The sequence below is a fragment of the Bacillus sp. JJ1533 genome, assembly GCF_036965045.1.
Lineage (GTDB): Bacteria > Bacillota > Bacilli > Bacillales > Bacillaceae_L > Ferdinandcohnia.
Window position 1 is genome coordinate 1 of the sequence record NZ_JBALOV010000020.1, and the last position, 25,743, is coordinate 25,743.

The 25,743-nt window shown below is 37.4% G+C and carries 28 protein-coding genes; 3 read left to right on the forward strand and 25 right to left on the reverse strand.

Annotated elements, in window-relative coordinates; all coding sequences use genetic code 11:
• From V7138_RS09715 to V7138_RS09730, 4 genes are all read right to left on the reverse strand, one after another.
• Window positions 1-209 (reverse strand): hypothetical protein (locus tag V7138_RS09715; protein WP_335396487.1); only part of this gene is annotated, 209 nt, incomplete at its 3' end.
• Window positions 210-311: 102 nt separating this feature from the next.
• Window positions 312-686 (reverse strand): YppE family protein, encoded by a 375-nt coding sequence (locus tag V7138_RS09720; RefSeq protein ID WP_335396489.1) that lies wholly within the window; start codon window positions 684-686, stop codon window positions 312-314.
• Between the two features lie 29 nt (window positions 687-715).
• The gene (locus V7138_RS09725) at window positions 716-976 is read right to left on the reverse strand and encodes a hypothetical protein (RefSeq protein WP_335396491.1); all 261 of its coding nucleotides are present in this window, start codon (window positions 974-976) and stop codon (window positions 716-718) included.
• Window positions 977-1,300: 324 nt separating this feature from the next.
• Window positions 1,301-2,323 (reverse strand): DUF2515 domain-containing protein, encoded by a 1,023-nt coding sequence (locus tag V7138_RS09730; protein WP_335396493.1) that lies wholly within the window; start codon window positions 2,321-2,323, stop codon window positions 1,301-1,303.
• A 186-nt stretch (window positions 2,324-2,509) separates the two neighbouring features.
• Here V7138_RS09730 and recU point away from each other — a divergent pair, with 186 nt between their 5' ends.
• Both recU and V7138_RS09740 read left to right on the forward strand, forming a co-directional pair.
• Window positions 2,510-3,112: a Holliday junction resolvase RecU gene (gene recU, locus V7138_RS09735; protein ID WP_335396495.1), complete on the forward strand. Its 603-nt coding sequence runs from the start codon at window positions 2,510-2,512 to the stop codon at window positions 3,110-3,112.
• A gap of 89 nt (window positions 3,113-3,201) precedes the next feature.
• Window positions 3,202-5,760 (forward strand): PBP1A family penicillin-binding protein, encoded by a 2,559-nt coding sequence (locus V7138_RS09740; RefSeq protein ID WP_335396497.1) that lies wholly within the window; start codon window positions 3,202-3,204, stop codon window positions 5,758-5,760.
• Between the two features lie 30 nt (window positions 5,761-5,790).
• Here the strand turns inward: V7138_RS09740 and V7138_RS09745 are convergent, their stop codons facing one another.
• The 17 genes from V7138_RS09745 to V7138_RS09825 all read right to left on the reverse strand — a co-directional run bounded on the left by V7138_RS09745 (window position 5,791) and on the right by V7138_RS09825 (window position 21,393).
• Window positions 5,791-6,144: a YpoC family protein gene (locus V7138_RS09745; RefSeq protein ID WP_335396499.1), complete on the reverse strand. Its 354-nt coding sequence runs from the start codon at window positions 6,142-6,144 to the stop codon at window positions 5,791-5,793.
• Entirely contained in the window at window positions 6,137-6,796 is a 660-nt protein-coding gene (gene nth, locus V7138_RS09750) for an endonuclease III (RefSeq protein WP_335396500.1), read from the reverse strand. The genes V7138_RS09745 and nth overlap by 8 nt, the downstream gene beginning before the upstream one ends.
• Before the next feature lie 14 nt (window positions 6,797-6,810).
• Window positions 6,811-7,521, reverse strand: coding sequence for a DnaD domain-containing protein (locus tag V7138_RS09755; RefSeq protein WP_335396501.1), 711 nt, complete (start codon window positions 7,519-7,521; stop codon window positions 6,811-6,813).
• Between the two features lie 133 nt (window positions 7,522-7,654).
• On the reverse strand, window positions 7,655-8,947 hold the full coding sequence (gene asnS, locus V7138_RS09760) for an asparagine--tRNA ligase (protein ID WP_335396502.1): 1,293 nt from the start codon (window positions 8,945-8,947) through the stop codon (window positions 7,655-7,657).
• Window positions 8,948-9,087: 140 nt separating this feature from the next.
• A complete protein-coding gene (locus V7138_RS09765) occupies window positions 9,088-10,269 on the reverse strand; it encodes a pyridoxal phosphate-dependent aminotransferase (RefSeq protein WP_335396504.1) in 1,182 nt (393 codons plus the stop codon).
• Window positions 10,270-10,286: 17 nt separating this feature from the next.
• Entirely contained in the window at window positions 10,287-10,760 is a 474-nt protein-coding gene (locus tag V7138_RS09770) for a cell wall elongation regulator TseB-like domain-containing protein (protein ID WP_335396506.1), read from the reverse strand.
• A gap of 14 nt (window positions 10,761-10,774) precedes the next feature.
• Window positions 10,775-10,945: a YpmA family protein gene (locus V7138_RS09775; RefSeq protein ID WP_335396508.1), complete on the reverse strand. Its 171-nt coding sequence runs from the start codon at window positions 10,943-10,945 to the stop codon at window positions 10,775-10,777.
• 228 nt (window positions 10,946-11,173) lie between these two features.
• The gene (dinG, locus tag V7138_RS09780; RefSeq protein WP_335396509.1) at window positions 11,174-13,945 is read right to left on the reverse strand and encodes an ATP-dependent DNA helicase DinG; all 2,772 of its coding nucleotides are present in this window, start codon (window positions 13,943-13,945) and stop codon (window positions 11,174-11,176) included.
• A gap of 52 nt (window positions 13,946-13,997) precedes the next feature.
• Window positions 13,998-14,381: an aspartate 1-decarboxylase gene (gene panD, locus V7138_RS09785; RefSeq protein WP_335396511.1), complete on the reverse strand. Its 384-nt coding sequence runs from the start codon at window positions 14,379-14,381 to the stop codon at window positions 13,998-14,000.
• A gap of 53 nt (window positions 14,382-14,434) precedes the next feature.
• Window positions 14,435-15,280, reverse strand: a complete 846-nt coding sequence (gene panC, locus V7138_RS09790; protein ID WP_335396513.1) for a pantoate--beta-alanine ligase — start codon at window positions 15,278-15,280, stop codon at window positions 14,435-14,437.
• A 2-nt stretch (window positions 15,281-15,282) separates the two neighbouring features.
• The gene (gene panB, locus V7138_RS09795) at window positions 15,283-16,116 is read right to left on the reverse strand and encodes a 3-methyl-2-oxobutanoate hydroxymethyltransferase (RefSeq protein ID WP_335396515.1); all 834 of its coding nucleotides are present in this window, start codon (window positions 16,114-16,116) and stop codon (window positions 15,283-15,285) included.
• Window positions 16,117-16,445: 329 nt separating this feature from the next.
• Window positions 16,446-17,432 carry a biotin--[acetyl-CoA-carboxylase] ligase gene (locus tag V7138_RS09800; protein WP_438824336.1) on the reverse strand — a complete coding sequence of 329 codons (987 nt, stop codon included), beginning with the start codon at window positions 17,430-17,432 and terminating at the stop codon, window positions 16,446-16,448.
• Window positions 17,417-18,601 (reverse strand): CCA tRNA nucleotidyltransferase, encoded by a 1,185-nt coding sequence (locus V7138_RS09805; RefSeq protein WP_335396517.1) that lies wholly within the window; start codon window positions 18,599-18,601, stop codon window positions 17,417-17,419. Before V7138_RS09805 ends, V7138_RS09800 begins: the two co-directional genes overlap by 16 nt.
• A gap of 15 nt (window positions 18,602-18,616) precedes the next feature.
• Window positions 18,617-19,750 (reverse strand): N-acetyl-alpha-D-glucosaminyl L-malate synthase BshA, encoded by a 1,134-nt coding sequence (gene bshA / locus V7138_RS09810; protein ID WP_335396518.1) that lies wholly within the window; start codon window positions 19,748-19,750, stop codon window positions 18,617-18,619.
• 60 nt (window positions 19,751-19,810) lie between these two features.
• Window positions 19,811-20,230, reverse strand: a complete 420-nt coding sequence (mgsA, locus tag V7138_RS09815; protein ID WP_335396520.1) for a methylglyoxal synthase — start codon at window positions 20,228-20,230, stop codon at window positions 19,811-19,813.
• Window positions 20,231-20,243: 13 nt separating this feature from the next.
• A complete protein-coding gene (gene dapB, locus V7138_RS09820; protein WP_335396522.1) occupies window positions 20,244-21,044 on the reverse strand; it encodes a 4-hydroxy-tetrahydrodipicolinate reductase in 801 nt (266 codons plus the stop codon).
• 13 nt (window positions 21,045-21,057) lie between these two features.
• Window positions 21,058-21,393 carry a nucleotide pyrophosphohydrolase gene (locus V7138_RS09825; RefSeq protein ID WP_335396524.1) on the reverse strand — a complete coding sequence of 112 codons (336 nt, stop codon included), beginning with the start codon at window positions 21,391-21,393 and terminating at the stop codon, window positions 21,058-21,060.
• Window positions 21,394-21,501: 108 nt separating this feature from the next.
• Between V7138_RS09825 and V7138_RS09830 the strand changes: the two genes are divergently transcribed.
• Window positions 21,502-22,407, forward strand: coding sequence for a YitT family protein (locus tag V7138_RS09830; RefSeq protein WP_335396526.1), 906 nt, complete (start codon window positions 21,502-21,504; stop codon window positions 22,405-22,407).
• Window positions 22,408-22,611: 204 nt separating this feature from the next.
• Here the strand turns inward: V7138_RS09830 and V7138_RS09835 are convergent, their stop codons facing one another.
• From V7138_RS09835 to V7138_RS09850, 4 genes are all read right to left on the reverse strand, one after another.
• Window positions 22,612-23,286 (reverse strand): zinc metallopeptidase, encoded by a 675-nt coding sequence (locus V7138_RS09835; protein WP_335396528.1) that lies wholly within the window; start codon window positions 23,284-23,286, stop codon window positions 22,612-22,614.
• 110 nt (window positions 23,287-23,396) lie between these two features.
• On the reverse strand, window positions 23,397-24,197 hold the full coding sequence (gene ypjB / locus V7138_RS09840) for a sporulation protein YpjB (protein ID WP_335396529.1): 801 nt from the start codon (window positions 24,195-24,197) through the stop codon (window positions 23,397-23,399).
• Window positions 24,198-24,260: 63 nt separating this feature from the next.
• Window positions 24,261-24,851, reverse strand: a complete 591-nt coding sequence (locus V7138_RS09845) for a DUF1405 domain-containing protein (RefSeq protein WP_335396531.1) — start codon at window positions 24,849-24,851, stop codon at window positions 24,261-24,263.
• A 115-nt stretch (window positions 24,852-24,966) separates the two neighbouring features.
• The gene (locus V7138_RS09850) at window positions 24,967-25,734 is read right to left on the reverse strand and encodes a menaquinol-cytochrome c reductase cytochrome b/c subunit (RefSeq protein ID WP_335396533.1); all 768 of its coding nucleotides are present in this window, start codon (window positions 25,732-25,734) and stop codon (window positions 24,967-24,969) included.
• Window positions 25,735-25,743: the final 9 nt, after the last annotated feature.

Sequence of the window (25,743 nt, forward strand, 5' to 3'; positions counted from 1 at the left end):
GGATAAGGGGTCGGGTATGGTGTTTGATACCCAGATGATGAATACCCAGGATAACTGTTCATATTATATTGCATGTAGAAAGGAGGGTAGGATTGATTCCACCCGGATTGATACCCTCCTCCATTAAATGGAGGATAGGTCGGCTGCTCATAATAAGGCCACGAAAAGCCATAAGGTATAGCTTTGTTCCTTTGATAATTTTCATACATGTGGAACAACCTCCTGTGATGTTCTTTTTCTATAGATTATGTAATAATCAGGTCAGGTGTCACAAAAAAGATACCTACTATATGGGTATCTTTAAAAGGAGGTTATTTAATTTGTTGTTGTATTGGTGCTTTCTCAAGGATGTTGTCAAGGACGTACTGGATTGATTCATACATATTCTTAAATCGTTTGACCTTCGTATCCTGATAAAAGCTTTGAATAGAGATATGTTGGATATTTTCATGGGTCGCATCAATCTGATTAGGATGAAGATTTTTAGGATACTCATTTTTTATCCAAGTTATCGCTAATTCTCTCCAGCTATCCGCTATTTCCATTGTGGAATCAACAAAAGGCTTTACTTCTTTATAAAAATCCACGTCATAGGATTCACTTTTTTTAACAACCTCTAATCGTTTAATCGACTGATTACAGAGATCCTTTAACATATTTGTTTTTGCGAGTAATTCGGTATACATTCTCTCACCTCAACATCTATCATACCTCTTTAATAGCTTAATGTTAAGTGATAGGAATGCTCCTTTTCTGTGTGTAGTTCTTGTTCAGATTTTTGATTCCGATACGCCTTACGCAAAGAGATAAGCTCATTTTCAAGTTGCTTCATTTGAGTGATATTCTGGTATCCTTCTTCATGAATATGCTTATTTACCTCTGTCTGAATTTGCATATCAATCTTGTTTAATGTAAAAAGCAATTGATCAATTTCCTCCAAAACATGAGCTTTTGTTTTTAGTTCATCCTTCAACATATCCACCCTCCTAAACGGTCTTTTTAATTAGTTTCGACGTGCGGTTTTTTCCTCCTGCACACTTGACAAAACTAGTTTCTATTCGTCAAAGAAAGTGGTATTCCCCCATCATCATTCCCCTTTTTCGACAACAGTTTCAACCTTTTAAGAATGGTATTTATTAAAATGCTCACACTACTAGTAGGAGGTGAAGATTCCATGGCAAAGCAAGATAAAAAGAAAAACAAACAAGAACGTAATGAAGAGAAAGCTCCTGGATATGGGGACAAGAAACTTGAAGGACCTGATAGACCTTCAACATAATATACATAACAAAGGCTAATTTTAGCCTTTGTTTTTTCGTAATAATTCTTCTATTAAAATCCCCGCTTGTATTTGCTTTTGTTTTGTTAAGTACCAATTTGTAAGTTCAAATTGATTTTCATTAAGTTCGACTTCATTGAACCACCTTTCTTTTCTTTTTCCTATATACCAATCGACAGGTTTAGCTCGAGCATGTTTAATAATTGGAAATGTAGTTCGTAAGAATGGAGTATTGCGGAATCTCCTTTCCTTAATATACCGTTCATAATCATATCTTGAGCCAGTATGCTCCACATTGTTAGAAAATCTGATAAAAAAATCATAATATCTATCATGAAACAACAGGGCCGCCAGCTTTTTTCCAAGCTCAATTCTTTCATTAAGTTTTGTAAATTCGTGGACAGAAAAACCGAATAACTTTCCTTCTAGAGTTGGAAAAATGACTGAACTAAAGTGTAAAGAATCTTGGAGATTATAAAAAAAACGTTGAAAAACCCTTTTCTTATAAAATGGGTGTTCAATGACTGGTTTTTGAATAATATTTTGTTCATTGATAATTTGCGCAGTTACTAAACGATTTCCTTCCCGATGCCTCCAATAATACTCCCATTCTATTTCAATAAATCGGGATACCGAAAACATTTTTAGGATGTGAAAGAATGGTTTACCAAGTTTCTTTGAATACTCATAAACTAAGAGCTGCGGAAAAGCATCGGAAAAAATAAGCCAATTCGCACGTTCATAAGTATTGAACAAAACGTTTCTTTCTTTTTTGCCAAGGATTTTCGGAAACCATTCTCCTTCCAGGTCTGTCATATTCCAGCCAGCATTCCGTGATACCATACTTGCTAAGAAGGACCATCTAATCTCTTGATGTCTTCGATAGAAATTTGCATAACTCATAGTTCTTGAAATATTATCGAGATTTCCTTTAGCTGTTTTTGTTTGAATTTTTTTATAAAGTTCTTTTTCATCTATTGTTAATTCGTTTTCCCGGTTTCTGCGTTCATTTACCATAAATTCTAGTTTTTCGATTTCACTCATACCTAACACCTCTTCCCAATAGTGTATCCATCCATTCGCTCTACACGCCCTCAAAAGTATATTTGTTGCCGAATAGTATGGTATAGTGAAAGGAAATTCTATCGACCTTTTCCCTACTGTTTAAATTTCGTTAAACTTTTTAACAAATATTTTTGGTATAATAGGTGTCTTAAGGGGGATGGGAGAATGGAGTTTCGTTATCCGAATGGGAAAGTATATAAGCCCCAGCAGGTAAAAAACAAACCACATCTCAAACAAAGAATATATGGGAATCGTGGGATGACTTTAGAAGAAGATCTTAATGAAACGAATCAATATTATTTGGAACAGGAAATCGCCGTCATTCATAAAAAACCAACACCTGTTCAAATCGTAAATGTGGATTACCCAAAACGAAGCGCTGCCGTCATCAAGGAAGCCTATTTTAAGCAAGCATCGACTACCGACTATAATGGCCTATATAAAGGTCGCTATATTGATTTTGAAGCCAAGGAAACGAAAAATAAAACCTCGTTCCCACTTCAAAACTTTCATGAGCACCAAATTAAACATATGTCCGATTGTTTAAAACTGGATGGAATTTGCTTCGTGATTCTACGGTTCACAACATTAGATGAAATCTTTTATCTTGAAGCTAAGCATCTATTAACCTTTTGGGATCGAAAAAATCAAAATGGCAGAAAATCAATTACGAAACAGGAAATTGAAACGTTTGGCCACCAACTAGCTATTGGCTATCGTCCAAGAATTGATTATATTAAGGTAATTGACAAACTTTATTTTAACTAGCAAAAATGGCAGTTAAGCTAGGAATGAAACCTTTCCTTACTTAAATACGTCATATAGTAGGGAAAGCATTTGAAAGGCAGGAAACAAGTATGTCTGAAAAATATCAATCACGTGAAGAACGCCGACATGCAAATCAAAAGAAAAAAAAGCGTAAAAAATCAAAGGGCTCGCTATTTAAACGAATCCTACTAATTATTCTATTAATTGGGATTATCGGTATGGTAACAGGTGCGACTACATTTTTCGTAATGGCAAGTGGTGCCCCAAAATTAGATGACTCTTTATTGAAGGATCCACTTTCTTCAAAGGTTTATGATATGAATGGAAATAAAATTTATGAATTCGGGGCGGAAAAAAGGACTTATGTCCCTCTAAATCAAATACCCGATGATTTAAAAAACGCGGTATTAGCGGTTGAGGATGCTCGTTTCTATGAGCACCATGGCTTAGATGTCATACGTCTTGGTGGTGCTGTTGTCGCTAATATCACCGAAGGATTCGGTGCAGAAGGTGCAAGTACCATTTCGCAACAGGTAATCAAGAATTCCTTCTTCGTTGAGGGAGAGAAGAAGCTTACAAGAAAAGCACAGGAGCTATGGCTTGCATTTCAATTAGAACGTAAATATTCAAAAGATGAAATTCTTGAAATGTATCTAAATAAAATTTACTACGGTGTCGGTAACACGTATGGTGTTGCTAAAGCAGCCGAATTATATTTTGGTAAGCCACTTGATGAACTTGAGCTTCACGAATCTGCTTTTATCGCAGGACTTGGACAAAATCCCGGAATCTATAACCCATTTGTCCACCCTGAAGCAGCAGAAAAACGAAGAAATATCGTGTTAAATCTAATGGTTAGACATGAATTCATTTCAAAAGAACAAGCAGACGCTGCAAAGAAAATTCCTATTGAATCATCTCTAGTAGAATCAAAGGAACAATCTCATCCAATCGATTCATTTATGGACCAAGTAAAACTTGAGCTTAAGGAATACGGCGATATTGATGTGTATAATGCAGGCGTGAAAATATATACAACCTTTGACCCTAAGGCACAAGAACATATTGATTCATTATTAGCAAATAATAATCCTGATATTCAATTTCCGGATGAGCAATTTCAAGCTGGAATCGCGGTTGTCGATACGAAAACAGGCGAAATTAGAGCATTAGGTGGCGGTAGAAATCAAGCGCAAAATACCCGTGTTAACTTTGCACTTGATAACTCAAACCAACCTGGATCAACGATTAAGCCTATTCTGGACTATGGCCCTGCAATCGAATATTTAAAATGGTCAACCTATCATCAAATTAAAGATGAGCCCTACACTTATTCGGATAAAAAGCCTATAAACAATCATGACAGAAAATATATGGGACAAATTACAGCAAGAGTTGCTTTAGCCCATTCTAGAAACATTCCAGCACTCAAAGCATTCCAAGAGGTGGGTGTTCCAAAAGTAATGGAATTTGCCAACAGACTTGGTATTACATTTGAAGATAGAATTAATGAAGCTTATTCCATTGGTGGAATGTCAGAGGGCATCTCCCCTCTTCAAATGGCTGGTGCCTATGCAGCATTCGGTAACCAAGGAAACTTCATTAAACCACATGCGGTGAATAAAATTGTCTTTCCGGATAATCGAGAAGTTGTTCTTGCACCAGAGCCTGAGACAGCAATGACTGAAGCAACTGCTTTCATGGTTACAGACATGCTAAAATCCGTAATGGATTTTGGTTCTGGACGTAGATATGATGTATCTGGATTGCAAATTGCCGGTAAAACGGGTACAACAAACTACACCGCGGAAAATATAAGAGAATATAATATACCTCCTGGTGGTGTTCCAGATGTATGGTTTAGTGGTTACACGCCAAGTTATACAGTTTCGATTTGGGCAGGATATAGGAGTAACAAAAATGCAATCTTGCCTGCCGATCAAGGTATTGCACTAAAATTATTTAGAGACATTATTACCAATCTTTCTGAAGGTAAAGAAGCAGAGGATTTCGTAATGCCGAAGACAGTCGTTAAGGTCGGAGTGGAAAAAGGTTCAAACCCTGCGAAACTTCCGAGTGAGTTTACGCCAAAAGAGGAAATTGTATATGAGTATTTTATTAAGGGGACAGAGCCGACCGAGGTTTCTGATAAGTATGATAAGCTCAATCCACCTTTCAACCTTGATGTGATGTATGACCAAGTAACAAATCAAATCAACTTATCTTGGGCTTATCCTGAAGGTGAGATTGAAGGTAATAGCTTTGAGGTAAGTGTTTCAATTGACGAAGGTCCTGCAAAGGTTCTTACAACAACGAAAGAATTAACGTACACTCTTCCTGAGGCCATTCCAGGGGCTATCTATAAGTTCACAGTAACTGCCGTGAATGATAAGACTCCTGAAAAGCGCAGTGAACCTGCAACTACTACCATTGAAGTTCCGGAACCGGAAGAAGAGGAAATTGAAATTCCACTACCACCAGAGAATCCCGGTAATGGTAATGGTAATGGCAATGGGAATGGGAACGGTAATGGGAATGGTGGCGAAAACGGTGGCGAAACTGGTGGAGAAGGCGACGGCAATGGAGAAGGTGAAGGTGGAGTACCAATCTTCCCTCCTCTCCCACCTAGTGATGGTGACCGGGAGTAGTAACAAAAATAACGCACAGATGACTGTGCGTTATTTTTTATTCATTAGTATTTTCATTTTCACATGGAGCTTTAGTAATTCATGATATAGTTCATTTAATTGAACAAATGAATGATATTGGTTTGGTTTTTTTAGTATAAATAAAAGACGTTCCTCAAGATTAATCGGTTTATATTTTAAGCCTATTAGGCCTTGTTGGAGTGTTTTTTTGTCTGGGGTTCCCTTTCCATTAAGAAAGTATAAAAAGGCCAAAAAGTCATCAATTGCTTCACCCATTGGTTCAACTATTGCTGCTTTTTCTCTGTTTCGGAAAAGGTCTGTTAAATATTCTTGTCTCGCGCCCCATTTTTCCGTAATAGCAGATATTAATTTTTCATTATCCAACCTTTTCTTTCCCCTTCATACGCTTTTTCCCTTCTCGGCAAACATCAAGGAGCGGACAAATCTCACATTGTGGATTTTGAGCCTTACAATGGTATCTTCCAAAAAAGATCATACGATGATGGGTGGCAGACCACTCTTCTTTAGGAACCTTTTTCATTAATGTCTTTTCAACCTCTAAAACAGAGTCCTTCCATCTACAGAATCCAAGTCTTTTGCTGACTCTTTCTACATGGGTATCAACCGCAATCGCTGGTATACCAAAGGCAACGGAGACAACAACATTAGCTGTTTTCCTGCCAACCCCAGGGAATTTTGTTAATTCATCGCGGTCTTGCGGAAGTACACCCCCATAGTCTTCAATCAACATTTGGCACAAGTTTCGAATATTTTTTGCCTTATTTCGATAAAGACCAATGGATCGAATATCATTTTGAAGCTCTTCAAGAGATACCGCTAAGTAGTCCTCAGGAGTTTTGTATTTTTCAAAAAGAGATGCTGTTACTTTGTTTACCAATGCGTCTGTACATTGGGCTGATAAGGCAACAGCAATCACCAACTCAAACGGGTTCTTATGGTTTAACTCACAATGAGCATCTGGGAACATTTCCCCCATCTTGTCAAGACAGAATCGTATTTGTTGTTTGTTTAACATTTTTATCACCTATTTTAATTTTCTAACCAATTATAAAACGGAATTGTACGTTTGTAATTTCCTTGTTGGGTTTGCTCCGTTTGTTTGTGCTTTTGTTGATATTGACGAAACTTTTGTGAATGATTTTGAGCTTGTGCAATTGTTCGGATGCCATTCTTTTTCCATTCAAATAGGATTCGATCAATATATCGGAAATTAAGTTTTCCAGACATAACTGCTTCGCGTAAGGCAGCTTTTATAATAGACGGATCGTGGTGGTCTTGGTCGAGCCACATCGCTAACGATTCACATTCAAATGGTGAGAGTGGTCGTCCAAATTCTTGTTCGAAAATACTATATAAATCCTTTTCTTGCTGTTGCTCTAGTTCTTTTTCCTCGTTCATGTTTTGCTGAACGACATACTGAAGCATTTTTTCCCATAATGGTCGTAATGAGTATTTTTCATAGATAACTCGACTTTCATCGTTTCCATCATTTATTTCCAAATATCCACGTTGGATAAGCTGACGTAGGATTTCCATACATTTTTCTTCAGTAATTGTCATGCGATTTGAGATTTCAGTTGGTGTAGGAAAGAAATTTCCGCTGTCCATAAAGGTTAATATATGGAATAGAATCATCATTTCCTCTTCGTTTAATTGTAGATGTCGATACGAGGACATTAACATTTTTGGAATTGAAATACTGCCTTGTTCGAATAAATCAACTAATTTATCCATTTTCATGTATAAACACCTCTTCATTACTTAGTATACCATGAGTCCGGATTATGGGGCTAAGAAAGAAATATTTGGTTTACAGGTTTCTGCCTAAAATGAAAGAGACCTTCCTTTTCGGAAAGTCCCTTAACGTTATTTATTATGGGTATAATCGGTTTAACAGACGTGGGAATGGAATGGTTTCACGTACATGTTCTACCCCACTAATCCATGCCACTGTTCTTTCTAGCCCTAATCCAAATCCTGAATGTGGAACAGAACCATATTTACGTAATTCTAAATACCACTGGTACGCACCACTTGTTAAGCCATGCGCTTCGAGCTGTTGTTTTAAGAGTTCATAATCATGAATTCTCTCCGAACCTCCGATGATCTCCCCATATCCTTCAGGGGCAATTAAGTCCGCACATAGAACGACATCATCGCGGTCAGGTGCCGGCTGCATATAGAACGGCTTTATGCCCTTAGGGTAGTTTGTAATAAATACCGGTTTGTCATAGCTTTCAGCAATGGCTGTTTCATGGGGAGCCCCGAAGTCATCGCCCCACTTTATGTCATCAAAGCCCTTTTCATGTAAAAACTTAATTGCTTCATCATAAGAAATGCGCGGAAATGGTGCCTTTATATTTTCAAGCTTCGAAACATCTCGACCCAATGTTTTTAATTCCAATTGACAATTTTTCAAGACGGACTGCACAATGTGAGAAACATATTCCTCTTGTACTTTTAAGCTTTCTTCATGCTCAGTGAAGGCCATTTCAGGCTCAATCATCCAGAACTCGATTAAATGACGTCTTGTTTTTGATTTTTCGGCACGGAATGTTGGACCAAAGGAGAACACTTTACCTAAAGCCATTGCTGCCGCTTCCATGTAAAGCTGACCACTCTGTGAAAGGTAGGCATCTTCATCAAAGTATTTTGTGGCAAACAGCTCGGTTGTTCCTTCAGGTGCGCTTCCTGTCAAAATTGGCGGATCCACCTTCACAAATCCATTATCATTGAAAAATTCATATGTTGCACGGATAATTTCATTACGGATTTTCATAACCGCATGCTGTCTCTTTGAACGAAGCCATAAATGACGGTGATCCATTAGGAACTCCGTACCATGTTCCTTTGGTGTAATTGGATAATCAACAGACTCATGAATAACGTCTATATTCGTGACTGTAAGCTCATAACCAAACGGTGATCTTTCATCCTCCCTCACAACCCCTGTAACATATAGGGATGTTTCTTGTGTAATTGATTTTGCCTTCTGAAATACAACTTCATCCACTTCTGCTTTTACAACAACACCTTGGATAAAGCCTGTCCCATCACGAAGCTGCAAAAAGGCAATCTTACCGCTTGAGCGTTTATTCGCTAACCACGCACCGATTGTAACCTCTTCACCTACATATTTATTAACCTCTGAAATAGTTGTTTTCACAATTGTCCCTCCAAAACCGAAACCTTATGTATAAATTCCTTCCTTATTATACATTTGTTAAGTCAACGAAGCAAGAAATACCATGGGGACGGTCAATCTGGATGTAAGAACCAAATTGAATCGTCCCCAATTTTCACGAATTACATTTTTTCTTCAACAAATTTATGAATACGTACGATTGCTTCTTCTAACTGTTCTAAAGAAGTTGCATAAGATAAGCGCATATTTTCAGGTGCACCAAAGCCTGACCCTGGAACAACTGCAACGAGTGCTTCCTCTAGCAAAGCCTTCGCAAAATCATCGACATTTTTATAACCTGATAATTCAGCTGATTTTTTTGCATTCGGAAATAAATAGAATGCCCCTTGTGGTTTAATACATGAAATTCCAGGTATAGCCACTAATTTTTCATAAATCACATCCAAACGCTGTTCAAATGCCTGTCTCATCGTTTCAACAGGCTCTTGATCACCTTCATAAGCAGCAAGAGCCGCATATTGGGCAATGGAAGTTGGGTTTGAAATACTATGACTGGATAGATCTGTCATGCTCTTTATAATCTCCTGTGGGCCAGCCGCATAACCGATTCTCCACCCTGTCATTGAATGGGATTTAGAAAGACCATTAATGACAATCGTTTTTGCTTTTACTTCTTTACTTACTTGTGCAATTGATGTATGGGCAGCTCCAAAATACACAAGCTTTTCATAAATTTCGTCTGAAACAATCCAAACATTATGCTTTACACATAATTCTCCAATTGCTTGTAATTCTTCTTTCGAATAAAGCATACCTGTTGGGTTACTTGGTGAATTTAAGATGAGAGCAACTGTTTTATCAGTGATTGCAGCTTCAAGTTGGTCTACAGTCACTTTAAAATGATTTTCTTCTTTACCTTCAACATATACTGGAACACCTTCTGCAAGCTTAACTTGCTCAGGATAGCTTACCCAATATGGAGTTGGAATAATAACTTCATCATCTTTGTTTAGGATAACTTGGAACAGTGCATATAATACAAACTTCGCACCCGATCCAACAATCACTTCATTAGGCTTATATTCTAATTGTTGGTCATTTAAAAGCTTTTTACAGATGGCTTCTTTTAAGCCGGGTAATCCTGCCGAAGGTGTATATTTAGTATGGCCTTCCTTCATTGCTTTAACTGCTGCCTCGATTATATAATCAGGTGTGTTAAAATCTGGTTCACCTGCTCCAAGTCCAATTACATCATGACCAGCGGCTTTTAATTCTTTTGCTTTTGCTGTTATAGCAAGTGTTGAAGAAGGTGTTAAAGCTGCTACTCTGTTTGCTAATTTCATTGTATTCCCTCCACGTATTATGGTTTGATTGAATTGCGATATTTGCCAGTTTCAAAATACAATTTATGGTAGGTCAAACGGTTATCACTACCAATATAAATAATTTCCCAAATTGGGATATTATCTTCGATTCCAAGTTTTACGGAACGAATTTCTTTTGGATCACGCTCGTTTTTCAAAATAGAAATGGCTTCGTTTTCTGTAATGCCATCATGTTCAAAACGTGTTACTATTTCCCCTTTTTTTTGTGGAATCCAAGCAATCATTTTTTCACCTTTATTATTTTTCCCAAAGACAACTTGATATGCTTTTGTTCCAAAATATGTATAACTTTCTTCAATTGTATCAATCGGTGTCTTTTCAAGTGCAATCCGATTTCCAGCTGCTTCAGCTTTGTCTAATGGCTCTAGTGCTGTTTGATAAATATTGACTCCCCCCCAAAATATAAAAACAAGGAGAAGAACGAGTATCCCGATTATCCATTTTTTCATATTTAATCACTACTTTACGTACGATAAATTGTGAAAACTGCTTTATTTTGATCTTCACGATCAAGTGCAAGGCCAAACATGAGATCTTCATGCTTTAATGTACGATTTAACAAATCAACAATTTTATATAAATCAGGAGTATTTTGAATTTTTACAGTCGATAGAACTTCTATCTTACTTTCCAAGCAAGAGCTCTCCCTTCATTCATCACAAATTTTACTACTCATACGATTTCTCACATACGGCAACAATAGTAGTACTACAACATTACAGTTGAAGTTGTCTTACATTATATTGCCTTACATCATTATAACAGGTGTATTACCATTAACAATACAGTTTTCCAATAAAAATTAACTCCTAATCCCATGCCTTTACCTGTCTTTTGACAGGTCCTTTTTAATTTTTTTATTTCAAAGCCATTCGTCTGCATGCTCTAATAGCTCAGGTAGTGATTTTTGGAGAAGTTTCATTTTCGGAACGGAAGAAAGAAACTTTTTCCCATAGCCTGTTGTGACAATTCTTCTGTCTAAGATAAAAATAATCCCTTTATCCTTTTCAGACCGTATTAGCCGACCTACACCTTGTTTAAAACGAATAACTGCTTCTGGCAGCGAGAGGTCTCTAAAGGAATCTCCCCCGTTTCCTTCAATTTCCTTAGCGCGAACAGCGAAAATTGGATCATTTGGTGGAGCGAAAGGAAGTCTGACGATAATGAGTGCACTTAAGTCTTCTCCAGGAATATCTACGCCCTCCCAAAAACTACTGGTTCCGAGAAGTATCGCCTTATCAAACGCCTGAAAATTTTTCGTTAATTTTGCCCGACTTCCACCGCTTATACTCTGGGCAATCAGAACGAATTGATCGAGGTAAACCGAACTTTTTAAATTCAGATACGTTTTATGCAACATATCATATGAAGTAAATAGGACAAGCATTCGTCCATTAGTTTTAATCGCAATTTGTGCAATGTGGTCTGAAATAGAGTTAACAAATTCATCCTGCGAAACGGCATTTACAAGTGGTATGTCAGTTGGCACCATTAGTGCTGCTTGACGCTCAAAATCAAAGGGTGACGGAATCGATAACGTAATCGGCTGGAAATCAGCTAAGCCGAGTTTTTCAATCATATAGTCAAAGGAATCATCAACCGTTAATGTTGCTGAAGTCATAACCACACTTTTCTTATAAGCAAACAATTGGTCAGCTAAAAAATCTGAGATATCTCTCGGTTCTGCAAAAAGGGTTGCTGAATTAACAGGACCTTTTGGGTCAATTTCGATCCAAGTCATTTGATTCTTCTTGTCCCCAATAATCCTATCAATTATAGAACACTTATCCACCAATAAATCAATGCTCAAAATATAATCATTTAATACACCAAACTGTAACGGCGTTAATAAAGACTTATTTTGAATCATGAGTTCCTTTTGATATTTAACTTTATTAACAAGCTCTTTTATTAAAATGTATAGTTTTTTAAGCTGCTCATTGGCTTCCTGCCAGTGTTCACCATGTTCATTGCCGGAATGAAGGATATATTGAATTCGTTTCTTATCATTTTCTTCTGTCTTTTTTAGTAAGACATGACTGCGTATCATGCGAAAGAATTCATTTACTGACATTCTGATATCCTTGATGATTTGATTAACATGAGAAAAGGATTCAGTATCAAAGCCAATGCGTTCCATAAGTTTTAATGACTTTGAAAGCAAATCATTTGTCTCAAGGAGCCCAATTCTCATGAGTACCGAATGAATCGATAAATAATGAATTTGCAAGCCCGCCTGTCGTTTAGCAAGAGCTTCAAAATGATGCGCCTCATCCATGATTAAGTAATCATATGGCGGAAGAATATCAAAATGTTTGTCTATATCTTGTAAAAGTAAAGCATGATTTGTAATGACGACATCAGCGCTTTCAGCCGTTTGCCTTGCTTTTTGATAAAAACATCTTGATTCCCAGATTGTGTCTTCAAATCCTGGATTTTCGATTGTAGTTTTAACCCGCTCCCATAAAAGCCTCCCACCTGATGGTAAATTTATTTCGTCAATATCCCCCGTTTCAGTTTCTGTTAACCAAACTAAAATTTGCGCCTTCGTTAACACCTCATCATAATTATCCGTGTTTTCATAAAGACTCTGTTCAAACTTTCGTAACGAGAGGTAATTCCCTCTGCCTTTTAAAAGTGCTACATTAAAATCAAAAGAAAGGATCTCTTGCATTGTTGCCACATCCTTTTCTAATAGCTGATGTTGCAACTGTAGAGTATTCGTACTTATCATGCAACGCCCCTTCGTTTTGGATATATAGATTGCAGGTAACAAATAGGCAATTGACTTTCCTATCCCGGTTCCTGCTTCAATCATCGCATGTTGGTTTGTTTCTAATGCATGATGTATCGTTTGAACCATTTCGAATTGACCTTGACGGAATGAAAAATCGTGTAACACTGAGTGAAAAATCTCTGTATATGTATGGCTTTTTTGTTTTCGTTTTTGTTGTCTTTGTGTCGTTCTCTTTTGTAATGCAAGACCACGATAAATGTCAAATTTTAGATTTGTATCAACTCGGCTTGATTTTTCATCTAAAATTTCTTTTAAGATTTCACGAATATCACTTTTGAAATAAATGGATAGGGAATAAAGCTTTTGAACTGTAACAAGTGGTAGTCGCTCGATTTTATCTAAAATTTTCATAAGAATTTCAGCTGTTACTTCAGCATCACTATCGGCTTGATGAGGATTTTCATGTGTTAATGATAGAGATTCAGCGAGCTGTCCTAGTTTATAGCTATCGGCTAAAGGAAGCATTACCCTAGAAAGTTCAACTGTATCAATCGTCAGACAATGAAAATTTTCAAACCCACATTGAGCTAATTCTTCCTGTAAAAACGAATAATCAAAAGGAACATTGTGAGCAACAAAATAAGAATCCTGAAACATTGAAATAATTTCAGGCGCAACAATTGAAAAATCAGGTGCATTCGCAACAACTTCATTAGAAATACCCGTAAATTGCTCGATAAAAATTGGGATGTCTTGCTTTGGATTGACGAAGGTAGCAAATCTCTCAATAATTTCCCCATCTTCAATCACGACCGCTGCAAACTGGATGATTTTATCACCCTTTTTTGGAGAGTTCCCGGTTGTTTCTAGGTCTACTACGACAAAGCGTTTATTCATTGGTGCCACCTCCCTAACACAAACGCCCCCATACTGGGGGCGTCAATACCATTTATAAAACAGTTGCAGCTGGTTCTTCAAAAATTAATTCTTTAATTTGATTGTTTTTGTTCATAATTGCTACCCGTGGCTTGTGATCTGCCAATTTTTCCTCAGGTACTATCACATATGAAATGACAATTATGACATCCCCCTCTTGTACAAGACGAGCGGCAGCACCATTTAAACAAAATACTCCGCTTCCTCTTTCACCAGGGATGATATATGTTTCAAGTCGAGCCCCATTATTATTATTTACAATTTGAACTTTTTCATTAGCAACCATTCCGACTGCATCTAATATGTCTTCATCTATTGTAATACTACCTACATAGTTTAAATTTGCTTCTGTTACCCGTGCTCTGTGAATTTTAGCGTTCATCATTGTTCGAAACATGATGCTCCCCCTTGAATCTTCAAGATTTTCTATTAAGATTCACCAAAAAAATATTATATGTCAAAAGTTATATTATCAATAAGTCTTGCTTTTGTAAACTTGACAGCGATGGCAATGATGATTTTTCCAGTTAACTCTGAAAGCTCATCAAGCTCAGGATAACTATACATTTCAACATAATCAATAACACCTGAAGTGTGGTCTTTGATTTGTTTTTTTATTAATTCCTCAATTTGTTTAGGATTTCGTTGTCCTTTTTCTATTTCTCGTTTAGCCAGTTGAAGACTCTCATAAAGTCTTGGTGCTTCTGCTCGTTCTTGCGCGGTTAAATTGACATTGCGTGAGCTTTTAGCAAGGCCGTCCTCCTCTCTGACTATTTCCACTGGAACGAGGGTTATCGGAAAATTAAAATCTGTAATTAAACCATCTACAACGGCTACCTGCTGAGCGTCTTTTAAGCCAAAATAAGCGCGGTCCGGTTGTACGATATTAAATAATTTGATCAGTACTGTGGCAACTCCGTCAAAATGACCGTTTCTCTGTCTGCCACATAATACATTAATCCTTGAATGGACGACTGCTGTAAGAGACATTTTTGTTGGATACATTTCTTCCGTACTTGGGTGAAATAAAACATCTACACCATTGTTTTCTGCAAGTTTGCTATCCCTCTCAAAATCACGTGGATAGGAATCAAAATCCTCATTTGGACCAAATTGAAGTGGATTCACAAAAATACTCACAGCTAACACATCATTCTCACTTCTTGCCTTATTCATTAAGGATAAATGCCCTTCATGAAGATAGCCCATTGTAGGTACAAATCCGATTGTTTTCCCTTCTTGCTTCAATGATTGAATATAGTGCTGCATTTCCTTGATTGATGTAATGACTTTCATGTTTATTTTCCCCCATAAAGGCTAGCAAGCTCTTCTTCCTTCATTGTGTACGTATGCTTTTCTTCTGGGAATGAACGTGCTTTTACCTCTTCCACATAATTTGATAGCCCTTGTAAAATTGGTTCATTCACTGAAACATATTGTTTTACGAACTTTGGAACACGATCGACCCCATATGAAATAACATCATGGAATACGAGAACCTGACCATCCGTGTGGTTTCCGGCGCCAATCCCGATTGTAGGAATCGAAATATGATTTGTTACTTCTTCTCCTAATTGTTTTGGTACGCATTCCAATACAAGTGCAATAGCTCCCGCTTCTTCAACTTTTTTCGCATCTTCAATTAACTGTCTTGCACTTTCTGCGTCTTTGCCTTGTACCTTATACCCACCTAAAACACCTACAGCTTGTGGTGTTAAACCTAAATGAGCAACAACAGGAATTCCTGCTTCCGTTAAAGCAGAAATTGTATAGATGACATCTTTTGCTCCTTCAACTTTAACAGCTTGTGCTCCTGATTCTTGAATAATCCGTGCGGCATTTCTCAAGGTTTCTGAACGCGAAACATGATAAGACATAAATGGCATATCCGTGACAATAAATGTGTCCTTTGCACCACGTTTTACGGCCTTCGTATGATGAATCATATCGTCTACCGTTACTGGAATAGTAGAATCATAGCCTAAAACAACCATCCCTAATGAATCACCGACAAGGATCATATCCACACCCGCTTCTTCCGCTAACTTAGCAGATGGATAATCATAGGCTGTCAACATAACGATTGGCTCTTTCCTTTGTTTCATTTTCAAAAATTCCGTTGTTTGTTTCATCATTTTCCTCCTTTTGGCTTTTAGAAAGTAATCAAACCTTCTTTAAAGTCGCCTTGCTCAAGTGTTCACCCGAGTTTTCCTAAAAAGAGGAGATGAAAAGACCGATCGTGGTAGTATTTAAAAGTAAAAAATCCTTCTTTCAAAAAAGAGAAAGAAGGATTAAACATGAATAAGTTCGGTAAATTTCATCCCTCTGTCCCAGTCCAATGGATCAAGGCAGAATACAATTGTGAATTGCATTGCAAAAAATAAAAAGCTTGGTGTAGTTCCAAAAAGGATACCACCCATTATTATGAATTATATAAAAGATTCACATTTTTTTCTACACTTTATTTTTTTGGAAGTTCAATATCTGCGGAATAAATATGATGAACAGTCCCTGTGGCATCCTCAAGAAGCAATACACCTTCCTCATTGATGCCAATTGCTTTTCCTGCTATTGAACCCGAAAGAGTTCTTGCAATGATTTGTTTTCCGATACTTGCCGCATAGCTTTCCCATAAAAGCTTCACGACCTTAAAACCGTGCTGTAAATATTCCTTATACAGCTTTTCAATTTTCAATAAAATGACCTGTATTAATTTGGCACGATCAATTTTTTCGCCCTTTTCAATAGCTAATGAACTCGCTATGGAATGTAGATTGTCAGGAAAATCGTTCAATTGATGATTCACATTAATACCAATTCCAATAACGACTGAATTAATTCGATCTGTTTCAGCTTGCAGCTCTGTTAAAATGCCAACAATTTTTTTTTGATTGATTAAAACATCGTTTGGCCATTTAATGTCTGGTTCCAAACCTGTCACTTCTTGAATCGCCTGAACAACACCCACTGCTGCTAATAATGTTAGTTGTGGCGCTTGTGATGGTGGAATCTGTGGTCTTAATATCATACTCATCCAGACTCCGGTATGTTTTGGAGAATACCATGCCCTGTCTAGTCTGCCACGACCAGTTGTCTGTTCTTCTGCTACAACAATCGTGCCTTCAACAGCACCTTCATACGCTAATTTGTGGGCAATTTGTTGGGTAGAAGTTACCTTCTCCTCAAAATGTATATGTCGCCCTAAACTTTTCGTTTCAAGACCTAACTGAATTTCATTGCCGCTTATTTTATCTGGCTTTGTAATAATTCGATATCCAAGTTTTCGGACCGCGTCTAATTCATATCCTTCATTTCGTAAATCTTCAATATGTTTCCATACGGCAGTACGTGAACAACCAAGCTGCTCACTTAATTTTTGACCGGAAATAAACTCTCCGTTAGCACTTGAGAAGACTTCTAACAATTTTTTTCTTATTTCTGATTGCACGATAGAAGCCACTCCTTTATCTTTTCCTTGTTATTCTCCACTTTGTTTTCCAAAATTCCATTTTCAACTGTTACATAAAGTTCGGCTATCCATTTGCCTGGTTTTTGATTATACCAAAGGATCAGATCCTCACCTGTTACCATTAAATCGGAACGTTGTTTAATCGGTAATTGACAAAACTCCTGATAGGCTGACACTTCTTGATGAACGCCTAAAATTTCTAAAATTCGTTCAACCTGTTGGACACATTCTGCTCCACATTCATATAGAAGACGTTTGTTCCAGCCAGTTTGTATGACCTTTTCAAGGCAAGTCCTATTTTTAATTGTCTGTTCAATTATTTTATTCGGAAGCTTCCATTGACGTAAAAAAGCTGCTATTTCATATTTGTTCAATAAATAACATACTAGTGTCCAATATTCTTCTCTCTTTTGAAGTTGACTCCAATTATAGGAGGAAAAACGTTCTATTTGGTAAGCTTCGTCGGCTAAACCCGGTAAATAATGAACTAAATCTGTGTTAACTAAGAGTGGAATCGCATCTTGACAACTAGGACCCTTCAGTAATTTTTCAAACTCGATTGTTATTCGCTCTATGGAAATCTTTTTTAATAATGACGAATTTTCCTTGATGGCGGATTCTGTTTCTTTACTCAACGAAAAGGATAATTGGCTTATAAAGCGAACAGCTCTCATCATCCTGAGTGCATCTTCAAAAAATCGTTCGTTTGGGTTACCGACTGTTTGAATTCGTTTCTCTTGGATTGCTTTCTTTCCTCCAAAAGGATCAATCAGGTCTCCTTCAATGGTCATCGCAATCGCGTTCATTGTGAAATCTCTTCTTTTTAAATCCTCATGAAGGGAAGTAACAAATTCAACATGAGAAGGTCTCCGGTAGTCATCATACCCCTCCTCGGTTCGAAATGTTGTCACCTCAAACTGTTCATCCTCATGTAAGACAATTACTGTTCCATGAACCGCACCGACATCAATTGTTTTTGGAAAGATATCCATAATTTGTTCGGGTCGTGCAGAAGTTGCAATATCAATATCACCAATCGGTCGTTGCAGAAGATAATCTCGGACTGAACCACCGACAAAATAAGCCTGAAAGCCATTATTATGTAAGGTTGTAAGAATTGCTTTTGCTTTTACAAATGGTTCATCCATCGTCCTAAACCCCTATCAACGTTTATTCGAAAGAATAGAATAATATACATCCTCGTAATCATTGACAATTCGTTCTGAATGAAACTTTTGCTGTACAGAGCGGATTGCCTGTCTAGACATTTTTATATGTAGGTCGGAATCCTTTAACAAATTGATTGATTTATTTGCAATGTCTTCGATGTCTCCAAGCTCACATAAATAACCATCAACACCTTCATCAATAACCTCTGGAATACCGCCAACATTTGTCCCAATTGTTGGAACCCCACAGGCCATTGCTTCAATTAACACAAGTCCGAAGCTCTCTTTTTCAGATAACAAAAGCTTTAAGTCGCTAATTGAATAAAGTTCTGGGAGATTTTCCTGTTTTCCTAAAAGGAGAACTTTATCAGTTAATCCAAATTTAGCAATTAATTTGCAGGCAGTGGTTAATTCCGGTCCATCACCTACTAATAATAGCTTGGACTTTACTTCTTTTTGAATCAGATTGAAAGCTTGAACGACATCTGGAACCCGCTTAACCTTTCGAAAATTAGATACATGAATAATGACTTTTTCATCGTCCTGTATCCCATACTGTTTACGTAAATCCGCTACATTTCGCTTGTAGTAAATTTTTTCGTCTACAAAATTATAAATTGTTTTAATCTCTTTTTTCGGCTCAATTAATGCATGCGTTTGTTCGACAAGTGATTGAGAAACAGCCGTCACTGCATCGGATTGTTCAATTCCAAAGCGAATAAGTTCCGTTAAGGATGGATCATACCCTAGAACTGTGATATCAGTGCCGTGAAGTGTAGTTACAATTTTTACATCCCCACCCACCATTTGCTTCGCTAAATAAGCGCATGCTGCGTGTGGAATTGCGTAATGGACGTGTAAGAGATCAAGCTTCTCCCTTTTTGTAACCTCTGCCATTTTACTTGCTAAAGCTAGGTCATAGGGTGGGTATTTAAAAACTGAATATTGATTCACTTCTACCTCATGAAAATAAATATTTGTATAGATTTTGTTTAAACGAAACGGAATACTTGAAGAAATAAAATGAATTTCATGTCCTTTTTCTGCAAGCAGCTTTCCTAACTCTGTTGCAATGATACCTGACCCTCCAACTGATGGGTAACAGGTAATCCCGATTTTAAGTTTCATTGAAGAATCTCCCACTTCTGCATTAAATACAAGTATGTACTTATTTTAAGGATAGAAGGCTTATAGATTCATGCCTTCTTGTCTGTCACGGATAATTTCACGCCATGAAAAAAAACCTTTTTCAAGTCCGTGAATGAGTACCTCTGCCGTTCCCATATTCGTTGCTAATGGAACGGAATACACATCACATAGTCTAATCAATGCGGAAACATCTGGTTCATGTGGTTGAGCAGTTAGTGGGTCTCTAAAAAAGATCACCATGTCCATTTTATTTTGTGCAATCATTGCACCAATTTCTTGGTCGCCCCCAAGTGGACCCGATTGGAAACGATGGATTTGTAACCCAGTTGCTTCTGAAATGCGTAATCCAGTTGTTCCAGTTGCATACAGCTCGTGTTGTTCAAGAATCGATTTATAAGCTGTTGAAAATTGTACAAGATCTGTTTTCTTTTTATCGTGAGCAATTAAAGCAATTTTCATTGTATGTATCCCCTTATTCGATGATATTTTCTAACCCATACACTAAAACATCAAGATTCATTACAGTATCAACAGATAATTTTACACCTGACATAAAGGAAGCACGATTGAATGAATCATGACGAATTGATAGCATCTGACCATTTCCACCAAACATCACTTCTTGATGGGCAACAAGCCCTGGTAAGCGTACACTATGTATGCGAATTCCATCGAATTCAGCCCCACGAGCTCCTTGTATTGTTTCTTTTTCATTCGGATGTCCCTGTTGCTTGGATTCTCGAACTGCTGTCAAAAGTTCTGCTGTTTTTACAGCTGTTCCAGAGGGTGCATCGAGCTTTTGATCATGGTGGAGCTCGATAATTTCCACGTCGTGAAAATACTTGGCAGCCATTTGTGAAAATTTCATCATAAGCACAGCCCCGACTGCAAAATTTGGAGCAATAATTGCTCCTACCTTACGTTCTTCTGCCATTGTTGATAGTCGTTCTAATTCTTCTTTAGTAAAGCCCGTTGTTCCCACTACAGGACGGACCCCATGTTCAATGGCTATTTCCGTGTGGTATTTACCCGTTTCAGGTGTAGTTAAGTCAATTAACACATCTGGCTTTGTTTTTGAGAAACATTCTAAAATATCGGTAAATATAGGAACATCTACATTTGAAAAACCCTCTATTTCACTTAAAGACTGACCATTGTTTTTATGATCAATCACCCCAACCAGCGTATAATTCTCTGTTTCTTGTACAAGAGCCACCGCTTCTTTTCCCATTCTGCCCCGTGGGCCAGCAATTACGATCTTAATTGTATCCATATTGTCTTCCCCTTTATTTGTTATTATCAATGCGTGTCCATCTATCTTTATCTCTTGTATTAAATTTGTTCATAACTGTATTATGTGCGTCTTCCAAGTCAATGTTCAAGGAATTTGCTAGACAAATCAGAACAAATAACAGGTCACCTGTTTCCTCAGCCATGCTTTTTTCGGTTTCGGTGTCCTTTTTTGGCTTTTCACCATAGTAGTGATTGACTTCTCTCGCGAGTTCACCTAATTCCTCTGTCAGCCTTGCAAGTAATGCAAGCGGACTAAAATAACCTTCTTTAAACTGGCCTATGTATGCATCCACTTCTTGTTGGAGTTGTTTCATTGTCTTATCTGCCATCACTATCACCTCTATCGTTTCTAATCCTATGTTAGCTTAAAATACAGCTTTTTGACAAATAATTCTTTTATACGACATGATTTGTTTGTTTTTCAACCATACTTTATAATGAAGTGGCAATTATTTCAATTTCGGGGGTATCTTAATTTGAAGTTTTCAATAAAGAATATTGTTTTCATTTTGTTGGGGTCTGCTATATTTTCGTTTGGGATTGTACATTTTAATATGCAAAATAATCTTGCAGAGGGCGGATTTACGGGAATTACACTTTTACTATATTTTTTATTTAAATTTGATCCGTCCTATACCAATCTGATTTTAAATGTACCACTGTTTTTTCTTGGATGGAAGCTACTCGGTCGTATTGCATTTTATTATACACTTATCGGTACTGTAAGTGTTTCAATTTTTTTATGGTTCTTTCAAAGGTATCAATTTCATATTCCACTTGATGGGGACTTAATGCTCGCAGCACTATTTGCGGGAGTGTTCATTGGTGTTGGTCTAGGCATTATTTTTCGTTACGGCGGTACAACTGGTGGAGTAGACATTATTGCAAGACTTGTCCGAAAATATGTTGGCTGGTCGATGGGACGGACGATGTTTTTATTCGATGCTGTGGTTATAACGATTTCCCTCATCTTCTATCTTTCTCCTCGTGAGGCAATGTACACATTGCTTGCTGTATTTATCGGAGCAAGGGTAATCGATTTCATGCAGGAAGGTGCTTATGCCGCTAGAGGCGCGATGATTATTTCGGAAAAGAATAGTGAGATTGCTGAAAAGATACTGCATGAGATGGATCGAGGAGTAACAATCTTAAAAGGTATGGGCTCGTATACGAAACAGGAGAAGCATATTTTATATTGTGTTGTTGGAAGAAGTGAAGTTGGTCGTCTTAAGCAGGTAATTATTTCAGTGGATCCCCATGCGTTTGTTTCAGTTAGTGATGTGCATGATGTGCTTGGAGAAGGGTTTACGCTGGATGAGAATAAGAAGCCGATTGAGCGGTGATTTAGGGTGGATACAAGTGTTTCAGCTCATCGTGTGAAGCTTTTGGCTTCACACGCCTTTCAGCTAGCTGAAAGGTTAACACAAGCACATAAAATTTTTTTGAGCAAGCAAGCTTGCTCCCTTTAATTTTATGTGCTTGTGGATAAATGAGCTAAAACTACATAAAAAAGCCGGTTATCCATTTGGTTAACCGGCTTTCATTTTTTATTCTTCTCGAGTCATTCCTGTGTAAATGAGGATCAATCTCAATAGTTCTAGCACCGCTACGGCTGCTGCTGCAACGTATGTTAGTGCTGCTGCGTTTAGTACTTTTTTTGTTTCGCGTTCTTCGTCGTTTCGAATGACGCCTGCTGAGACGATTTCGCTCATGGCTCTTGATGATGCATTGAATTCAACCGGCAGTGTAACAAGTTGGAATAACACGGCTGCTGCCATGAAGATAATTCCTACTAGAATTAAATTCGACATTGTGAAAATAATACCAGCAATGATTAAAATCCATGAAAAGTTCGATCCAATATTCGCTACCGGAACCAATGCATGGCGGAAACGAAGAAATGCGTAATTTTGTTGATCTTGAATCGCATGTCCTACTTCATGGGCTGCAACAGCTGCACCAGCAATTGAATTGCCGTAATAGTTGTTTGAAGATAAACGCACAACTTTTGATCTTGGGTCATAATGGTCTGAAAGTAAACCAGGTGTTTCTTCGATTCTTACATCATATAATCCATTTTGATCGAGTATTCTTCTTGCCACTTCTGCACCTGTCATACCTGATGAAGAAGGAATTTGTGAATACTTCTTATATGCACTCTTTACTTTAATTTGTGCATATATCGGAATGATAATGATCAAAGCAAAATAAACTAGAATCATTTTTGTTCCTCCAAACTATAGTATACTTTAATTTTAGTTAGAGACTCCCTCAATGTCAATTGACTTGCTTACAAAATTTATTTTAAAAAACAGCAGGTCAAAACCCACTGTCACCGTTCTTCATGCTCTCTTTGTTTTTGACGCTTCTGCTTGTCACCTTTATATTTTCTCCAGCCCACATAGATTAATGTAAGAATAATTGCCCCACCTGTCGAAATCATTACCCAAATTAATGAAGGATCGGCGTCATCCTCTGTCATACGCTCAAACATGTTTTTTAGATCTAACTCCATTTGCTCAAGTTGCTGCATTCGTGTAGCGGACTTCAGGTTCTCATGACGATACGTATCCAAGAATGCAATATGTGAATCTATTTTTTGTACATCCTGTGGTGTAATGTCCACTGTAATACTCGGATGAATCATATTATATTTTGATAGAAAGGCAGTTAGGAGGTTATTAAATGTTTCATTATCCCCTTCTTCAACAGTCTCCTTCATTTGCCCAAAGGTCGTCATAATCGAATCTTCCAATTCCGTCCACATCGGCTGATGCTCTGACCTCATCGCATCCACCACTAAACGAAATTGAGTAACCCGATTGATTTTCTCTTCAAAACTAAGCGAATCAGAGGAAACAGCTTCAATGGCTGATTCATGAGTTAACGTAATAATCCGAAGTTCATCCATTGAAAAAGACTCTTCTCGCTGGTTCATTCGTAAAAATTCATTGGAAAAGTGAGTTAATATTTGCTTTGCATCCTTGTATCGTTCTTGCTTAACCATTTGCAGCGCCTGATCAGAAATTTCATCAAGCTTTTCCCAATTTTCTTCGTTGGAGGTAGCGATTATGGATATAGGATGAATTAAAACTATAAAACAAATAATGCATATTATTCTAAAAATTTTCATACTTGTCCCTCCTCAAACATCTATTAAAATGTATGATAGATTGGACAAGAGTAGACCTACTTTTTATGGAAGGTCTAATTTATACCTATCTTTTTTAATACAAAGAAGATAGGTAATTAATATCGAAACCATACTTAACCAAAATGTAAAATAACCGATCTGTGGAATGTATTGATCAAGTACACTATAACTTGGCATCATAAAGAATACATAATCAATTACATCATTATGTAAAGTCCATATAGCTGCGATCACTAAATGAATCGGCTTTATGCGATAATATGGTGCATATAATAGTCCCTGAATCGCCATCCCCAAATGAGAAAAAATCAGCATATATCCATAAATATTCAGGCCATCGACAAAATAGGTAAGTATATTCATGACCACTGCCCATATCCCATATTTAAAAAGAGTAACGATTGCCAACGCTTCAATAAGAGGCCAATTCCGTCTTAGCAAAAAGGCAATTAACACAAAGCAAAAAAACAAGCTTGCCGTTGGACTATCTGGAACAAAGATTAAAAATTTTGGCGGCGTAATGTTCAATTGACTTTCGTACCAAATATAACCGTAGATTGTGCCAGGAATGTTAATTAGCAGAAGAATCCAAAGCACCCAACGTTGCCCCATTAAAAATGTAATCCACTTCATCTATGTACCAACTTTCCTTTTTTCTTACCTCAAGATTCTCTTAAAAACGATTACTTTGTCAAGTTATTAAAGAAAATAAAAAAGCTGACTCTGAAAAGTCAGCTTTTATGTTTGCTTATTTAGAAGTTACACCAGAAATGAATTCAGCGAGCTTCTGTAATTCTTCGTCAGTTCCTTCGAACATACCTGGAGGCATGCCACCTTGACCGTTTACCGCAATGTCAGCAATTTCCTCAGGGGATAGCCCGTTATCAACTAACGCCTTTCCTGCAGGACCACCTTCTAGGTCACCGCCGTGACATCCAATACAACCTTTTTCTTGGTATAACAAGTAGCCTTCAGATTCCTTATCAATTTCCGCTTCTGCTACAATTTTAGCGGATTCAGCTCTTGCTTCCCAGTCAACTTGAGAAGCAGATTCCCATGTTAAGTAGAAAACTGAAGCAATAGCTAGAAGCATAAGACCAGTAGCAATTGGGCGCTTAGATGGTCGACGTTCTGGACCACGGTCTAAGAATGGAGCAAGTAAAAGTGCTCCGAACGCAAGTCCTGGAATTACAAGTGCACCAATTACTGTGTATGGACCTGATGCATATGAATACTTAAGCAATTGATACAAGAATAAGAAATACCAGTCTGGTAGTGGAATATATCCTGACGCAGTAGGGTCAGCGATTTTTTCCAATGGCGATGGGTGTGCTGCTGTTAAACATAAAAAAGCTACCAAGAATACAGAACCAACTAACCATTCTTTTAATAAGAAGTTTGGCCAGAACGCTTCTGTTTTTCCAGGATACTCAGAGTAATCCTTAGGAATATGCTTTTTATTACTTACAGGAACACGGGAGTCCCCAACAAATTTCATTCCTTTTCCGCGATGCATAATCGGTCC

Bases quoted from the DNA above. Each gene is read 5' to 3' on its own strand.
- nth (WP_335396500.1), bottom strand. From the start codon at position 6,796: ATGTTAAACAAACAACAAATACGATTCTGTCTTGACAAGATGGGGGAA.
- V7138_RS09740 (WP_335396497.1), top strand. From the start codon at position 3,202: ATGTCTGAAAAATATCAATCACGTGAAGAACGCCGACATGCAAATCAA.
- bshA (WP_335396518.1), bottom strand. From the start codon at position 19,750: ATGAAACTTAAAATCGGGATTACCTGTTACCCATCAGTTGGAGGGTCA.
- panD (WP_335396511.1), bottom strand. From the start codon at position 14,381: ATGTTTCGAACAATGATGAACGCTAAAATTCACAGAGCACGGGTAACA.
- V7138_RS09845 (WP_335396531.1), bottom strand. From the start codon at position 24,851: ATGAAGTGGATTACATTTTTAATGGGGCAACGTTGGGTGCTTTGGATT.
- V7138_RS09835 (WP_335396528.1), bottom strand. From the start codon at position 23,286: ATGATTCTAGTTTATTTTGCTTTGATCATTATCATTCCGATATATGCA.
- V7138_RS09725 (WP_335396491.1), bottom strand. From the start codon at position 976: ATGTTGAAGGATGAACTAAAAACAAAAGCTCATGTTTTGGAGGAAATT.
- recU (WP_335396495.1), top strand. From the start codon at position 2,510: ATGGAGTTTCGTTATCCGAATGGGAAAGTATATAAGCCCCAGCAGGTA.
- V7138_RS09720 (WP_335396489.1), bottom strand. From the start codon at position 686: ATGTATACCGAATTACTCGCAAAAACAAATATGTTAAAGGATCTCTGT.
- V7138_RS09770 (WP_335396506.1), bottom strand. From the start codon at position 10,760: ATGAAAAAATGGATAATCGGGATACTCGTTCTTCTCCTTGTTTTTATA.
- dapB (WP_335396522.1), bottom strand. From the start codon at position 21,044: ATGGATACAATTAAGATCGTAATTGCTGGCCCACGGGGCAGAATGGGA.
- V7138_RS09755 (WP_335396501.1), bottom strand. From the start codon at position 7,521: ATGAAAATGGATAAATTAGTTGATTTATTCGAACAAGGCAGTATTTCA.
- dinG (WP_335396509.1), bottom strand. From the start codon at position 13,945: ATGAATAAACGCTTTGTCGTAGTAGACCTAGAAACAACCGGGAACTCT.
- V7138_RS09825 (WP_335396524.1), bottom strand. From the start codon at position 21,393: ATGGCAGATAAGACAATGAAACAACTCCAACAAGAAGTGGATGCATAC.
- V7138_RS09830 (WP_335396526.1), top strand. From the start codon at position 21,502: ATGAAGTGGCAATTATTTCAATTTCGGGGGTATCTTAATTTGAAGTTT.
- V7138_RS09765 (WP_335396504.1), bottom strand. From the start codon at position 10,269: ATGAAATTAGCAAACAGAGTAGCAGCTTTAACACCTTCTTCAACACTT.
- V7138_RS09850 (WP_335396533.1), bottom strand. From the start codon at position 25,734: ATGCATCGCGGAAAAGGAATGAAATTTGTTGGGGACTCCCGTGTTCCT.
- panB (WP_335396515.1), bottom strand. From the start codon at position 16,116: ATGAAACAAACAACGGAATTTTTGAAAATGAAACAAAGGAAAGAGCCA.
- ypjB (WP_335396529.1), bottom strand. From the start codon at position 24,197: ATGAAAATTTTTAGAATAATATGCATTATTTGTTTTATAGTTTTAATT.
- V7138_RS09730 (WP_335396493.1), bottom strand. From the start codon at position 2,323: ATGAGTGAAATCGAAAAACTAGAATTTATGGTAAATGAACGCAGAAAC.
- V7138_RS09805 (WP_335396517.1), bottom strand. From the start codon at position 18,601: ATGGATGAACCATTTGTAAAAGCAAAAGCAATTCTTACAACCTTACAT.
- panC (WP_335396513.1), bottom strand. From the start codon at position 15,280: ATGAAAGTCATTACATCAATCAAGGAAATGCAGCACTATATTCAATCA.
- mgsA (WP_335396520.1), bottom strand. From the start codon at position 20,230: ATGAAAATTGCTTTAATTGCTCACGATAAAAAGAAAACAGATCTTGTA.